This is a genomic window from Epilithonimonas hispanica (assembly GCF_003385395.1).
Lineage (GTDB): Bacteria > Bacteroidota > Bacteroidia > Flavobacteriales > Weeksellaceae > Epilithonimonas > Epilithonimonas hispanica.
The window spans coordinates 95,909-110,047 of record NZ_QNUG01000006.1 but is presented as its reverse complement, the minus strand read 5'-3'; the positions used below and the strand labels follow the sequence as shown (position 1 = coordinate 110,047).

Here is a 14,139-nt window from a genome sequence, read left to right as displayed (position 1 = left end):
TCCGTATAAAACTATACGGATCTCTTAATAAGAAAACTTATTAAAAATAAACATAAACTAACTAAAATTCATCTTATTCTAAACCTCTAACGATAAAATATTCAGATTATTATATTGGATGAGTTTACTCTAAGAAAAACAATATTGAATCTTATTTTAGTATCAATCAAAAAATTTTATCTTTAAGCCCAAAGAAAACCTTATGGATTTAGAATTCAATAAAAGAGAGGACATCAACAAACTGAAACTTTCTGACACCAAAAAACTCTTGGCAAAAATCAAGTTGGGCGGAGGTGAAAAAGCACTTCAAAAACAGCGAGATCAAGGTAAATTGACTGTAAGAGAAAGATTGGAATATCTTTTTGATAAAAATTCTGATTCTATAGAAATTGGAGCATTTGCTGGTTACGAGATGTACGAAGACCAAGGTGGTTGTCCTGCTGGCGGCGTAGTTGTGATGATGGGATATATATCTGGAAAACAATGTATTGTAGTTGCAAACGATGCCACTGTAAAAGCTGGTGCTTGGTTTCCAATTACTGGGAAGAAAAATCTAAGAGCACAGGAAATTGCCATGGAAAACCGTTTACCAATTATTTACTTAGTTGATTCTGCCGGAGTTTTCTTACCAATGCAGGATGAGATTTTCCCAGATAAAGAGATGTTTGGAAGAATTTTCCGAAACAACGCCAAAATGAGTTCGTCTGGGATTATTCAGATTTCTGCGATAATGGGAAGTTGTGTCGCTGGTGGCGCATATCTCCCAATTATGAGCGATGAAGCTATGATTGTAGACAAAACCGGAAGCATCTTTTTAGCCGGAAGCTATCTTGTAAAAGCCGCAATTGGCGAAAATATTGATAACGAAACACTTGGAGGCGCAACCACACATTGCGAAATTTCTGGCGTTACCGACTATAAAGCTAAAAACGACAAAGATGCTTTGGATAGAATTAAAACTATCCTGAAATCTATTGGTGATTACAACAAAGCTGGATTTGACAGAACCGAAAGTTTTCCTCCAAAAGAAAACCCTGACAATATTTTCGGTATAATGCCAGCTGAAAGATCTGAACAATATGACACTTTTGAAATCATCAAATGTCTGGTCGACAATTCAGAATATGAAGAATATAAACCCGATTATGGGAAAAGTATTATTTGTGCAACCGCAAGAATCGACGGTTGGAGCGTGGGAATTGTTGCCAATCAAAGAAAATTAGTCAAAAGTGGAAAAGGTGAAATGCAATTTGGAGGTGTGATTTATTCCGATTCTGCAGATAAAGCAACACGTTTTATTGCTAACTGTAATCAGAGAAAAATCCCGTTGGTTTTCCTTCAGGATGTTACAGGTTTTATGGTGGGTTCCAAATCCGAACACGGCGGAATTATAAAAGACGGCGCAAAAATGGTAAATGCAGTTTCTAATTCTGTGGTTCCAAAATTCACGGTGATTACAGGAAATTCTTATGGCGCAGGAAATTATGCGATGTGCGGGAAAGCCTATGATCCAAGATTAATTGTTGCTTGGCCGTGGGCAGAATTAGCGGTTATGGGCGGATCCCAAGCAGGAAACGTATTATTGCAAATCCAAGAATCTTCGCTTAAAAAACAAGGAAAGGAAATTTCGGAAGAAGAAAGAAAAGAAATTCTTGATAAAATCCTGAAAGATTACAACAAACAAATCCAGCCAACTTACGCCGCAGCAAGACTTTGGACAGACGCAATTATCAACCCTCTAGATACCAGAAAATGGATTAGTATGGGAATAGAAGCAGCTAACCATTCTCCAATTACGGAAAAATTTAATCTTGGAGTGATTCAAGTTTAAATTAAAAATACAATAATTGAAAAACTCTCTTCATTGAGAGTTTTTTTTATGACTATAAATCAAGATTGATTTTAATAAAATTAAAATTATTTTTAATTTTATTAAAATAATTATTACATTTGTAAAACAAAATTAAAATTAATGAAACTTCCTATCATCTGTCCAAGTTGTGACCATACGCTTAATGTTAGCCAAATGACTTGTCCATCTTGCGCAACTCAAGTGAATGGTGATTATGAACTTCCTACTCTTTTGAAACTGAATAGAGAAGAGCAGGAGTTTGTCCTCAACTTTTTTCTTTCCAGCGGAAGCATCAAAGAAATGGCGAAACAAGCAGAACTCTCCTACCCGACGATGAGAAACAAAATGGATGATCTCATCGAAAGAGTAAAAAAACTTCAAAACTGAAAACGATGAAAAACATTCCTGTAAGAGTCGGTTGGGAATTATTGCTTTTCGTTTTTGTGGTAATGATTTTTTCAACTTATCAAGAAATTTTAAAACATAATTGGAAAGCTCTGACATTTTCAATGATAATTTTTGGATTGGTTTTAGGTCTTTGTTTTTCAATCAAATATAAATTAGACCAAGAGTTTTTCTATATCAAAAATTCGATTTTTGGAACCACAAAAATTGATGTGAAAGAAATCTACAAAATAGAAAAAACCTGGAATCAACTTTCTTCACCGGCTCCGAGCGTTATTGGAAGAGTTGAAATCTATTACAGAAATAATAGCATCGTAATCTCTCCAAAAAACTTCGAAGAATTCAAAAATGAACTTCTGAAAATTAATCCAAATATTAATGTAAAAGAATAAACTATGACCTGGAAAACTATTTTTAATCCGTTTGAAAAATATGATGAGAAAAACCTCCTGATTACAGGAATACTATTTTTCATTCTGAACATCTTTGGTTGTTATTATGCCGGAAATGTGAATGACAGTATTTTTCACCTTTCTCATTTGGAAGAAAACCAAACAATTTGGGATGTTTTGAAAATCAACACCTTGAGTTATATTTTGGCAATCATCGTTATTTTTATTCTTGCTAAATTCCTTAATAACAGAACAAGAATTATCGATATTATCAATACTGTTTTGATTTGTACCATTCCTATGATCTTGATAATGCCAATTTCCGGAATGTCTTTTTTGAAAAATGCAACTGAAAGTATTACGAAAAGCGCCGGCAACCCAAATCAAATAGAAACAATCAACCTGATCGTTGTTACAGTTTTTGCATTAGCAACTTTACCATTTATGATTTACAGTTTCGTACTCTACTATAATGGATTCAAAACGGCTACAAATATCAAAAAGTGGCAACATATTGTACTCTTTGCAGTGGTTTCATTAATATTAACAATCTTTAGTCAAACTATACTTTAAACAAAATATAATTCTATGAAAACCAAATTTTTATTGGTGCTGATTTTATTAGCACAGACTTTTTACGCCCAAGACTTAACGGGTTCTTGGCAAGGAGAAATCGATCTTGGCGCGATAAAACTCCCTCTGATTCTGAATAAACTTTGGTCAAGATCAATTGCCTAATGTAAAATGGGATTCTAATACCAGATATCAAGTTGGTTCCATTAGCAAATTATTCAATTATGTTGATGCAACAAGTAGAAAAAGGAAAACTGAACCTCAGCGACAAACTTTCCTAATATTATCCAGATGCTCCAAATGCTGACAAAATCACAATCGAAAATCTTTTAACTCACAAAAGTGGTCTAGGAGATTACGCAGGAGAACATTACATCACCAGCAAAGCTAATCTGAAAAACACTTTTTCAGTTCTTGACAATCAAACTAATGTTTTCAAATCTTACGAGAACCAAGACGGAAAATGGGTAGAAGTTGAAGATTTTGTCTAGGCGACATTGTTTCAACGCCTAATGATTTGAATCTTTTCATTAATGCTTTATTCGATGGAAAGTTTTTGAAAAAAGAAACGCTAGACAAGATGTTGCCAAATCCTAAAAAACCTATGAATTTTGGATTAGGAATAATGGCTGTTCCGTTTTACAATCAGGTTTCTTTTGAACACGGTGGTGATAGTGCGGGAAGTCACGCTATCACATCTTATAATACGAAAGAAGATTATTCGGTTTCAATGATTATTAATGGAGAAAAATATCATCATAATGAGTTTGGAGCAGGAATATTGAGTATGATTTATGATGCAGATTATACTTATCCAAAATTCGGAAACGACGGAAAAATTTATAACTATACCAAGAAATAAGCAATAGAGATTGACTAATTAAAAATTAACAGGAAATTTTAAAAACACAATTCATCAATAAAAAACGAGGCTTTTCATTTCTGATAAGTCACGTTTTTGTTCAATTTTCTAAAACTTTCCCCGTAATCTGTTTACGATGCTGAATTCCCCATTCGGCAAGATGTTCTATGATTTTTTTCAGCGTTCTTCCGTAGTCTGTCAATTCATATTCTACACTGATTGGTTGAGTATTGAGAACGGTTCTTTTTACCAATTGATTGATTTCTAAATCTTTCAATTCGCTGCTCAGCATTTTCGCAGAAATGCCTTCGATTTCTTTCTGTAAATCCGAAAAGCGCATTTTATCGTAACACAAAGCCGCAATGATTGCGATTTTCCATCTTCCTTTCAGGATATCCATCGTATCCTGAACAGCTGCAAGATTTGATTTTGGGCATTTTATTTTCATAAAGAATTTTTATTTCAGATTATATTAATTTTCATTAAATCAAATTTATAAGAATCTGATTTTCAAATAAGTTACTTTTTCGTAACGGTAACTTTTTGTAACTTGATTACAAAAATAAACTTTTCTTATTTACCTTTGACTCTTCAAATCAAAAAATTATAAAAAAATGAGTTTATTAGAAGACTTGAATTGGCGTTATGCAACTAAAAAAATGAACGGGGAAATCGTTCCTCAAGATAAAGTAGATTACATTGTGGAAGCCGCGAGATTAGCTCCATCTTCCTCAGGTTTGCAACCATACAGATTATTCGTAATCACTAACAAAGAATTATTGGAAAAAATCCAGCCGATTGCTTTCGACCAAGTTCAAATTACTGGAGGTTCTCATCTTTTAGTTTGGGCAGCTTGGGACGGTTATTCTCATAACAGCATCTCCGAAGTTTTCGAAAAAACCACATCTGAAAGAGGAATTCCAAAAGAAGCGATGGACGATTATAAAACCAGACTTTGGGGAATGTACGAACCACTTGGCAACGAATGGCACGCAACTCACGCAGCAAAACAAGCTTACATATCTTTTGGATTGGCAATTGCTGCAGCTGCTGAACAAAAAGTGGACGCAACTCCAATGGAAGGATTTAACAATCAAGCTCTAGACGAATTATTAGGACTCGCTGAAAAAGGTTTAAAAAGTGTTGTGATTTTACCTTTAGGCTACAGAGATACAAGCGATGACTGGCTGGTAAATCTGAAAAAATACAGAACTCCAAAAGAAGAATTCATTACAGAAATCAAATAAATTAAAAAGCGTCCTGATATTTTCAGGACGCTTTTTTGTCTATTATCTTTTATCTAAATGTCTATTATCTAAAACTTAATATCCCAAAAGTTTCAAGACATCTTCAGCTCTTTGCTCTTCTCGGAACAATTCGTAAGTGATATTTCCGTCCTCGTCTTTATCAATCAAAATATGCTTTGGCTGAGGCATCAAACAGTGATGAACACCACCATAACCACCAATCGTTTCTTGATAAGCTCCCGTATGGAAAAAGCCAATATATAACGGTTTTGTCTCATTGAAAACAGGAAGATAAATAGCGTTCGTATGTTGTTCAGAATTATAGTAATCATCTGAATCACAAGTTAATCCGCCAAGAAAAACCCTCTCGTAAGAATCATCCCAACGATTAAGTGGCAACATAATAAAGTGACGAGAAATCGCCCAAGTATCTGGCAAAGTAGTCATAAAAGACGAATCAATCATATTCCATTTTTCTCTGTCGTTCTGACGTTTCTGAGAAATAATTTTATATAAATGTCCTCCACTTTCTCCAACTGTGAAACTTCCGAATTCTGTGTAGATATTTGGCTCTTCAACACCTTCTTCTTCACAAAATTTCTTGATCTGAGACACGATTTCGTTCACCATATATTGATAATCGTAATCGAAATTAAGTGAAGTCTTGATTGGAAAACCGCCACCAATATTCAAGGAATCAACTTCCGGAGCAATTTTTTTCAATCTTGCATAAACACGAAGACATTTGTACAATTCGTTCCAATAATAAGCCGTGTCTTTGATTCCCGTATTGATGAAAAAGTGAAGCATTTTCAGCCTAGCATTCGGATGTTCAGCAATTTTTTGGCTGTAATAAGGAATAATATCTTTGTATCCGATTCCTAATCTTGAGGTATAAAATTCGAACTTCGGCTCTTCCTCAGATGCAATTCTTATTCCGATATTGAAAGTTTTATCAATGCTTTCCGTAAGTTTATCTAGCTCTCTGTAGTTATCTAGAATAGGCGTTATATTTTCGAAACCTTTGTTGATAAGGTCAGAGATTTTTGCCAGATAATCGTCAGTCTTGAAACCGTTGCAAATCACCTCGATATCTTTATCAACTTTCCCTTTCTCATAAAGCGATTTCACGATATCCATATCGTAAGCCGAAGACGTTTCCAAACTGATGTCATTCTTCAAAGCTTCCTCTACAACGAAGGCAAAATGACTGGACTTTGTGCAGTAGCAATATCTGTAATTTTTCTGATAATCGTTCTTTTCAAAAGCTTCTTTGAACCAGAATTTTGCCCTTTCTATATTCTGAGATATTTTTGGTAAATAATTGAACTTCAAAGGAGTCCCGAATTTTTCCACAACTTCCATCAGATTGATGTCGTGGAACTTCAGATTATTTTCTTCTACACTGAATTCCTCAGTCGGAAAATAAAGCGTTTGGTCAATTAGTTCAGAATATTTTATTTTCATTTCTGGCTAAAAAAGTTTAATTGTTTTACGATGCAAAAATGATGAAATAAACTGAATATTCACGTTAATAATTCCATAAAAATTAATGAATTAATTCCCGACAAAAATCAGCAAATCACCTTTTTTATACTTGATTGTAACATCTTTATTTTCAGCAATATTCCGAGTTCCGATTCTTTCTCCGAGAATCAAATCTTCCTTATACAAAGGCCATTTCAATCCTTTTGTTTCGATATTTTTGGCAATTGGAAAAGGCATCAGGGAAATCATTTTCCCTTTGACATCAGAAATTGTGAATTTTTTCGGAATAAAGTAATATGATGAATATTCATCAAAAAAATGAAGATTCACTTTATCTTTAAATGCAAAAGCAACACTCAGATTCCCGAGAAAATGGTCCTGCTCTCCTCCACTTCCACCAAAAACATCGATGTTATCAAATCCTTTTTCGATAATGATTTCTAAAGCTTTATGAAAATCGGTTTTATTTTGGTCAGGAGTTTCTATGATTTCAAATTGATAATTCTGAGCTTGCTGAATAATTTCTTCTTCAATTTTATGTGAATCGAAATCTCCCGAGATAAAATCCAGCTTATCCAAAGGAAATTTCAATTGTTTCAAATAATGAAAAGCGCCGTCTGTACAAGCAATCAAATCATAACCTGACAAATTAGGAATCGCTTTTGGAGAATCTCCGTTGATGAAAAGAAGTGCTTTTTTCATTTAAAAAATTTAATTCTAACTTCTATAATTAGGATTCCAATATTCTTCTGGCTCATTATGAAGTTTCGAAATATATCTTGCCAAAACAAAAAGATAATCAGACAAACGGTTCAGATACTTGATTAATTCCGCTCTCACTTCTTCGGATTGATTAAGGAAAACCAAACTTCTTTCTGCACGTCTGCAAACCGTTCTCGCTACGTGAAGAAAAGTCGCCGCTTTTCCTCCTCCAGGCAAAATGAAATATTGCAAAGGTTCCACTTTCTCTTCCATTTCGTCCATCCAATTTTCCAGCTCTTCAATTTCTTTGTCGGAAATCACGAGGGGCAATCTTGCTTTTCCATTAGCCAAAAACAATTTATCAATTGGCGTCGAAGCTTCAGAACCGACGGTAAACAAATCAAACTGAATTTTTTTGAGCTGATTAATAACATTCTCATCCTCGATATGAGATTTTGCAACACCAATACAAGCATTCAATTCATCGATGTTTCCATAAGATTCTACTCTTGCGCTGGCTTTAGAGATTCTGCTTCCGCCGTAAAGTCCGGTTTCGCCCTTGTCGCCTGTTTTTGTATATATTTTCATTCTGAAATATTATTGGATAAAATTAACCTTTTTATTTTTGAACCACATACGCACAATAGAATTTAAAATGAATTTTTTCTAAAAGTTCAAATAGCTATTTAAACTTAATTCTGTTAAGCATTTCCTATGTGTCTATGTGGTTTTAAATTAATTCTTAACTTGCTGTTATGAAAAAACCTTTTCAGAAAACAACCAATCTTATCCACATTTTCAATCAATTGAAAAGTTTTATAAAACCTTACAAATGGATGGTTTTCGGAACTTTGGCATTGACTTTTATCGGCGCTTTATTTGCACAAGTCAACCCGATTGTTTTAAAATATACAGTTGATGAAGTCACAAAATTGACACAACTTCCTCATCCAATGTCAGAAGGAATTCACGTTTTGATTCTGATTTCGATTATACTTTTAGGAAAAGAATTGGCTAATATTTTTATTCAGTTTGGGCAGAAATTTTATGGCGAAAAAATTAGAATCAATGTTAGCTCAGAATTAGCGCAAGCGGCAATTGACAAAATCCTGACTTACAGAATCGCTTATTATAACGATGACCGACACGAATCAGGAAAACTTCAAATCCGCATCGACAGAGGAATTGAAAGCTTGACAAAACTCGTCCAAAACTTTTTCATCGATATTCTTCCATTATTTTCAACTGCGATTATTGCATTGATTGTAATGTATATGCAGAATCTTTATGTTGGTTTGGTTTCGACATTTGTAATTCCAATTTACTTTTATGTGACATCAAGACAAGCGAAAAAACTAGGAAATGTAAGACGAACTTTAAGAAATCAAAGAGAACAAAAAACTTCCGGGCTTCTGAATCTCATTAATTCGATAATGGTGATTAAGAGTTTTGTTCGTGAAAAATTTGAAGGCAGAAAACAATACAATCTCCAGATGCAATTGATGGAAAGTCAATTGTACACAAGGCGAACCAGTTTTATTTTCGATGGATTGAAAACGTTTATCGAGCAATTTGGCGTCGTTTTGATTATCCTTTTGACGGTTTATCTTGTACTTGACCAGCAGATGACGATTGGTGCGATTATGCTTCATATTATGTTGTTTAATAATGTTTCTGCGCCTATCCGTCAGCTTCACAGGATTTATGATGATATGAATGATGCTTTCATTTATGCCGAAGGTTATTTTGAAATTCTGAATGACGACGATGAAACCGAACCGAACGGAACAATTAATAATATTCCAATCCAAGGCAGTTTCGAAATCAAAAATGTAGATTTCACTTATCCAAACGGAATGAAAGCTTTGAAAAATGTTTCTCTCAAAATCGAAAATGGAAAAACGACGGCTTTGGTTGGATTAAGCGGCGCTGGAAAATCAACAGTTATCAATTTGCTTTGTAAGTTTTACGAACCTGATTCTGGAGAAATTCTTTTGGATGGTAACAATCTAAATGATTTCGACAATGAATATCTGCGTGATGACCTCGGTTTGGTTCTTCAGAAAAATCACATTTTCAAAGGAAGTATTGAAGATAATATCCGATATGGAAATCTGGAAGCCACTCTTGACCAAATCAAAGAAGCGGCGACAAAAGCTTATCTTCACGAACAGATTTTGGATTTACCGGATGGTTACAATCACGATGCAACACAACTTTCCGGAGGTCAACAACAAAGAATTGCCATAGCAAGATTATTCTTAAAAAATCCGCCAATTATTTTCTTGGATGAGCCAACGGCAAGTCTGGATGCGATTGCAACAGAGCAAATCAAAAACTCTCTGGACGCAATTAAAAAAGACAGAACTGTGATTATTATTTCGCATTCGTTGTCGCAGATTTTGGATTCGGATATGATTTATGTGATGAAAAAAGGCGAAGTTGTAGAAAACGGAACGCACGAGGAACTTTATGAAAAAGAAGGAACTTACCGAGAAATCTTCGATGCTTCTGCAAGAAGTCTGAATCTTGATAGACTCGTGAAAACTTACAAAGATGAATGATTAAAGTCTCGCAGATTGAGCAAATTGAGCAGATTATTTTGTTAAATCTGCAAAATCTAATTAATCTGCGAGAAAATTAACTTCAAAAAATTACTAAAATCAGTTTCTATTAATGAGTCATTGAAAACCCAAAAATGAACGAAGACCATTACATTAAAAAAATAGACCGAGTCACATCGATTCTGACACAACTGCAAACTAAATCAATTGTCCGTGCTCTGGATTTGGCGGAGAAATTTGATGTAAGCATCAGAACGATTTACAGAGATATCAAGACTCTTGAAAATGCAGGGATTCCAATTTTTGGAGAAGCTGGTTCAGGTTATTCTTTGGTTGACGGTTACAAACTTCCGCCTGTGATGTTCACAAAAGAAGAAGTTTTGAGCTTCATTACTGCCGAAAAATTGATGCAGAAATTTTCTCACGAAAGTCTCGATTCTCATTACAATTCTGCAATGGAAAAAGTAAAAGCGGTCATTAGAAATTCGGAGAAGAATCTGGTTCAGAATATTGAAAATCAAATTGACATCTATTCTTATCGACCTGAGAAATCTGATAATATCAAAAATATCATTCCAACAATTTTGGAAAGTATTGCTGATAAAAAACAATTGAAATTTCATTACCAAAATGTTAAAGATGAGGCTAGTGAAAGAATCATCGAAGCTGTTGGGATTTTCTACGAAGTCAATTATTGGTATGTGATGGCATTTTGTACGATGCGAAAGGATTTCCGACAATTTCGTGTGGACAGAATTTTAAAAATTGAGAAAACTGAAAATCCGTTTCATCAAGAATATGGAAACGTTGGCGATTATCGAAAAAAATCTAAAAATCAGAAAGTTGGTGTTAAGCTTTTGGTTGAGAAAAAAATCTTGCCTTTTCTCGTCAATTCGAAAAAATATTACGGGCTGATTTCTGAAGAAGAAATTAATAAAAAAGTACTGATGACTTTTGAAACCGAATGGATTGAAGAAGGTTTTCCGCGTTGGCTAATTACGTTTGCAGACTTTGCAGAAATCATAGAACCCGATTATCTCAAAGATACAATGAATGATTTAATCAGTAAAATTTCTAGCCAATTGAACAAAAAATAAAGCCTGCCAAAAAGCAGACTTTAAATTCAAATCAAGCATATAAAATTATCTTTCTCTCTCCCAGAAAAACGGAGGTTCAATTCCCAACGCTCTCAGGTAAACATAACCTTGTCCTCTGTGATGAATCTCGTTGTCCACGAAATAAAGAATATTCTGATAAATCGGAAATTCATACTGTCCAAAAAGATTGAACATCTCCTGAAAACGCTCTTCCGAAATTTGAGAAAAATATTCATTAATCGTTTCTGTTTCTTCATCCCATTTTGCAAGGATTTCTGCTTTGGTTGTTGGTTGGAAAGCTTCTTCGTTGAAAGCATCAATCGTTTGTCCAACGATACTTTTAAGTGCTGGTCCGCCAATAGCCAATAATTCTAAAGCCAATTTTGCGAAAGGTCTCATTCCGCCAATTGAAAACTCGAATAAATCTTTCTCTGGAAAAGCTTCGATCACTCTTCTTGTCAGATTTCTGTGGCCTTGCCAATGGATTAAAAGCTGTTGTGAGTCCAAGACTTTTGCGTTTGCGTTCATAATAGTTTGTTTTATTTGATACAAATTTATGGCGCAGTTGTGACAATAGTATGTCAGTAGAGTTTTGGGAAGATTAAATATTATTGAAAATAAATTTTAAAAAAATAAGATTATTCCGACCGCCTAATAAAAATCATTAATTGTTGAATCTTTGTCAGCACGTGCTGGATAATCTGGGTCAAAATCATAAATTGGTTCTTTACTTTGTCCTGTGATTATTTTTTTAGCAAACACCCATTTATTATTTACCCACTTACCTCTAAAAATTATTGTTGGAGTTCCGTTATTAGTAAAAAAGTGAAATTGTAGATAAACACCTAAATTTTTATCAAACTTAAAATTTTCAATTTCCTTAATTCCATTTTGTCGAAAATACCCCAAATTACTTAATGTACTATGTCTGCTCCTATTTTGATATTCACTAGCTTGCATACTACTCATTTTATCCCATCCATTCATATTTATATACCACATTTCAACATTTGAAAGGGGATATTTTCCTTTTTGTATTATAATAAATTTGAAAAAATCATTTCCTAACATTACTGGCATCATATCCAAATAACTATCTCCTCCAGTTGAATATCCCGTCAAATCATCTTTGAGTATCTGATTCTGTTGCTTTAAAGAAGTTATCTCTAATTTTTGCTTATCAGAATCAACTCGGGAAGAAATACTTTTTCTCCAAGTTCCAATACCTGCAGTTAAAGCTCCTAATACACTCAAAATTACACCAATAAAAATAACGTTATCTGGTTTCATAATTAATATCTATATAATTCCATCCATTTATATCTTCTCAAACCGAAAATTCTCTCCAAGATAAGCTTTCCTTACATCTGGGTCGTTTGCCAAATCTTCAGGAAGACCTTCTTTCAGGATTTTCCCTTCGAACATAATGTAAGTTTTGTTTGTAATTGCCAAAGTCTGCTGAACGTTGTGGTCGGTAATCAGAATTCCAATATTCTTCTCAACCAAAGACCTTACAATTTTCTGAATATCTTCCACCGCAATCGGGTCAACTCCTGCAAAAGGTTCATCCAAAAGAATAAAATTAGGACTTGTAGCCAAACAACGAGCGATTTCGGTTCTACGCCTTTCACCTCCGGAAAGCAAATCACCTCTGTTTTTACGAACGTGCTCCAAATGAAATTCTTCAATCAATTCATCACATTTTTTCTGCTGTTCTTTTTTGGAAAGCTTCGTCAATTGCAAAACACCCAAGATATTATCTTCAACAGACAACTTTCTGAAAACTGATGCTTCCTGTGCAAGATACCCAATTCCGTTCTGCGCACGTTTGTACATCGCATCTTTCGTAATATTTTGCTTATCCAGAAAAACATTGCCCAAAGTTGGCTTCACCAATCCTACAATCATATAGAAAGAAGTCGTTTTCCCTGCTCCATTTGGTCCCAAAAGTCCAACAATTTCTCCTTGCTGAACCTCCAATGACACGCCTTTCACCACCTTTTTCGGTCCGTATTCCTTGATTAAATTTTCTCCTCGTAAAATCATAAAACAAAGATATATATTTTTTTGTTGGAAGACAGATGTCAGAAGATGGAAGTTAAACTTTTACAATTTATTATCTTTGCAAAAATCTTAAAATGCTCATAGAAAGCCTTCAAAACGAAAAAATCAAAAGACTGACAAGACTTCTATCCAAAAATCAAGACAGAAGAAAAGCTGGCGTTTTCATCGTAGAAGGTCAACAGGAAAACGAAAGAGCATTACATTTCGGGAATCAGCCAGAAGAATATTATATCTGCGAAAGCATTTTCAACGGAAAATTACCAGATTCTAAAATTCATTTTGTTTCCGAAAAACTTTATGAAAAAATCGCTTATCGTGGAACAACGGAAGGGATTATCGGGATTTACAAATTAGAACAAAGAAATCTTGACGAGTTCAAACCAAAACAAGATTCTGCAATCATCATTTTAGAAAGTGTAGAAAAACCGGGAAATCTTGGTGCAATCTTAAGAAGTTGTGAAGCTTTCGGAATCAACGCTTTGATTATGACAGACCCAAGAACAGATTTCTATAATCCAAATGTGATTCGTTCAAGCGTAGGTTGCTTATTCGGAATGAATATCTTTCAAGCTTCCAACGAGGAAACTTTAGAATTCCTTAAAATCAATGATTATAATATCTTCACCACTTTTATGAGTGATGATGCGAGAAATATTCAAGAGAAGAATTTGAAAACCAAGTCTGCTATTTTATTTGGAACTGAACATTCTGGCTTAAGTGATTTTTGGAAAGGAAAAGGAGAAAATGTTTTAATTCCAATGTCAGGAACAATAGACTCTCTAAATCTAAGCAATGCCGCAGCGATTATTTGTTATGAAATCCTAAGACAGAAATTAGAGAAATAAAAAAAACCGCTTCTCGAAAGAAACGGTTTCAAATTCTTAACTGGGTTA

The 14,139-nt window shown here is 34.1% G+C and carries 17 protein-coding genes; 10 read left to right on the top strand and 7 right to left on the bottom strand.

The features are described 5' to 3' along the window. Positions 1 to 202: 202 nt before the first annotated feature. From DRF58_RS04090 to DRF58_RS04065, 6 genes are all read left to right on the top strand, one after another. Positions 203 to 1,831, top strand: coding sequence for an acyl-CoA carboxylase subunit beta (locus DRF58_RS04090; protein WP_116033170.1), 1,629 nt, complete (start codon positions 203 to 205; stop codon positions 1,829 to 1,831). Between the two features lie 141 nt (positions 1,832 to 1,972). Then, positions 1,973 to 2,239, top strand: coding sequence for a DUF2089 family protein (locus DRF58_RS04085; protein WP_116033169.1), 267 nt, complete (start codon positions 1,973 to 1,975; stop codon positions 2,237 to 2,239). Between the two features lie 5 nt (positions 2,240 to 2,244). After that, complete coding sequence (locus DRF58_RS04080; RefSeq protein ID WP_116033165.1) at positions 2,245 to 2,649, top strand: PH domain-containing protein; 405 nt, start codon at positions 2,245 to 2,247, stop codon at positions 2,647 to 2,649. 3 nt (positions 2,650 to 2,652) lie between these two features. Then, a complete protein-coding gene (locus DRF58_RS04075) occupies positions 2,653 to 3,222 on the top strand; it encodes a YIP1 family protein (RefSeq protein ID WP_116033162.1) in 570 nt (189 codons plus the stop codon). A gap of 15 nt (positions 3,223 to 3,237) precedes the next feature. Beyond that, positions 3,238 to 3,387: a hypothetical protein gene (locus DRF58_RS18350; protein WP_157966704.1), complete on the top strand. Its 150-nt coding sequence runs from the start codon at positions 3,238 to 3,240 to the stop codon at positions 3,385 to 3,387. A 391-nt stretch (positions 3,388 to 3,778) separates the two neighbouring features. Continuing rightward, complete coding sequence (locus DRF58_RS04065; protein ID WP_123902355.1) at positions 3,779 to 4,084, top strand: serine hydrolase domain-containing protein; 306 nt, start codon at positions 3,779 to 3,781, stop codon at positions 4,082 to 4,084. Between the two features lie 100 nt (positions 4,085 to 4,184). Here the strand turns inward: DRF58_RS04065 and DRF58_RS04060 are convergent, their stop codons facing one another. Continuing rightward, positions 4,185 to 4,532, bottom strand: coding sequence for a winged helix-turn-helix transcriptional regulator (locus DRF58_RS04060; protein ID WP_116033158.1), 348 nt, complete (start codon positions 4,530 to 4,532; stop codon positions 4,185 to 4,187). A 166-nt stretch (positions 4,533 to 4,698) separates the two neighbouring features. On the opposite strand from DRF58_RS04060, the gene DRF58_RS04055 reads away from it, so the two are divergent. Further along, entirely contained in the window at positions 4,699 to 5,331 is a 633-nt protein-coding gene (locus DRF58_RS04055) for an NAD(P)H-dependent oxidoreductase (RefSeq protein WP_116033155.1), read from the top strand. Positions 5,332 to 5,406: 75 nt separating this feature from the next. On the opposite strand, the gene DRF58_RS04050 is transcribed toward DRF58_RS04055, so the two are convergent. The 3 genes from DRF58_RS04050 to DRF58_RS04040 all read right to left on the bottom strand — a co-directional run bounded on the left by DRF58_RS04050 (position 5,407) and on the right by DRF58_RS04040 (position 8,109). Then, positions 5,407 to 6,798, bottom strand: coding sequence for a type III PLP-dependent enzyme domain-containing protein (locus DRF58_RS04050; RefSeq protein WP_116033152.1), 1,392 nt, complete (start codon positions 6,796 to 6,798; stop codon positions 5,407 to 5,409). A 90-nt stretch (positions 6,799 to 6,888) separates the two neighbouring features. Beyond that, on the bottom strand, positions 6,889 to 7,521 hold the full coding sequence (locus tag DRF58_RS04045; RefSeq protein WP_116033150.1) for a thiamine diphosphokinase: 633 nt from the start codon (positions 7,519 to 7,521) through the stop codon (positions 6,889 to 6,891). A 15-nt stretch (positions 7,522 to 7,536) separates the two neighbouring features. Continuing rightward, positions 7,537 to 8,109 carry a cob(I)yrinic acid a,c-diamide adenosyltransferase gene (locus DRF58_RS04040; protein ID WP_116033147.1) on the bottom strand — a complete coding sequence of 191 codons (573 nt, stop codon included), beginning with the start codon at positions 8,107 to 8,109 and terminating at the stop codon, positions 7,537 to 7,539. A gap of 248 nt (positions 8,110 to 8,357) precedes the next feature. On the opposite strand from DRF58_RS04040, the gene DRF58_RS04035 reads away from it, so the two are divergent. Together DRF58_RS04035 and DRF58_RS04030 are read left to right on the top strand one after the other, a co-directional pair. Next, complete coding sequence (locus tag DRF58_RS04035) at positions 8,358 to 10,085, top strand: ABC transporter ATP-binding protein (protein WP_116033222.1); 1,728 nt, start codon at positions 8,358 to 8,360, stop codon at positions 10,083 to 10,085. A gap of 134 nt (positions 10,086 to 10,219) precedes the next feature. Beyond that, entirely contained in the window at positions 10,220 to 11,182 is a 963-nt protein-coding gene (locus DRF58_RS04030) for a helix-turn-helix transcriptional regulator (protein WP_116033145.1), read from the top strand. 45 nt (positions 11,183 to 11,227) lie between these two features. Here DRF58_RS04030 and DRF58_RS04025 read toward each other — a convergent pair whose 3' ends face one another. From DRF58_RS04025 to lptB, 3 genes are all read right to left on the bottom strand, one after another. After that, the gene (locus DRF58_RS04025) at positions 11,228 to 11,710 is read right to left on the bottom strand and encodes a DinB family protein (protein WP_116033142.1); all 483 of its coding nucleotides are present in this window, start codon (positions 11,708 to 11,710) and stop codon (positions 11,228 to 11,230) included. 123 nt (positions 11,711 to 11,833) lie between these two features. Further along, positions 11,834 to 12,472, bottom strand: a complete 639-nt coding sequence (locus tag DRF58_RS04020) for a hypothetical protein (RefSeq protein ID WP_116033140.1) — start codon at positions 12,470 to 12,472, stop codon at positions 11,834 to 11,836. A gap of 27 nt (positions 12,473 to 12,499) precedes the next feature. Continuing rightward, complete coding sequence (gene lptB / locus DRF58_RS04015; protein ID WP_116033137.1) at positions 12,500 to 13,228, bottom strand: LPS export ABC transporter ATP-binding protein; 729 nt, start codon at positions 13,226 to 13,228, stop codon at positions 12,500 to 12,502. Between the two features lie 92 nt (positions 13,229 to 13,320). Between lptB and DRF58_RS04010 the strand changes: the two genes are divergently transcribed. Further along, positions 13,321 to 14,091: a TrmH family RNA methyltransferase gene (locus tag DRF58_RS04010; RefSeq protein ID WP_116033135.1), complete on the top strand. Its 771-nt coding sequence runs from the start codon at positions 13,321 to 13,323 to the stop codon at positions 14,089 to 14,091. Positions 14,092 to 14,139: the final 48 nt, after the last annotated feature.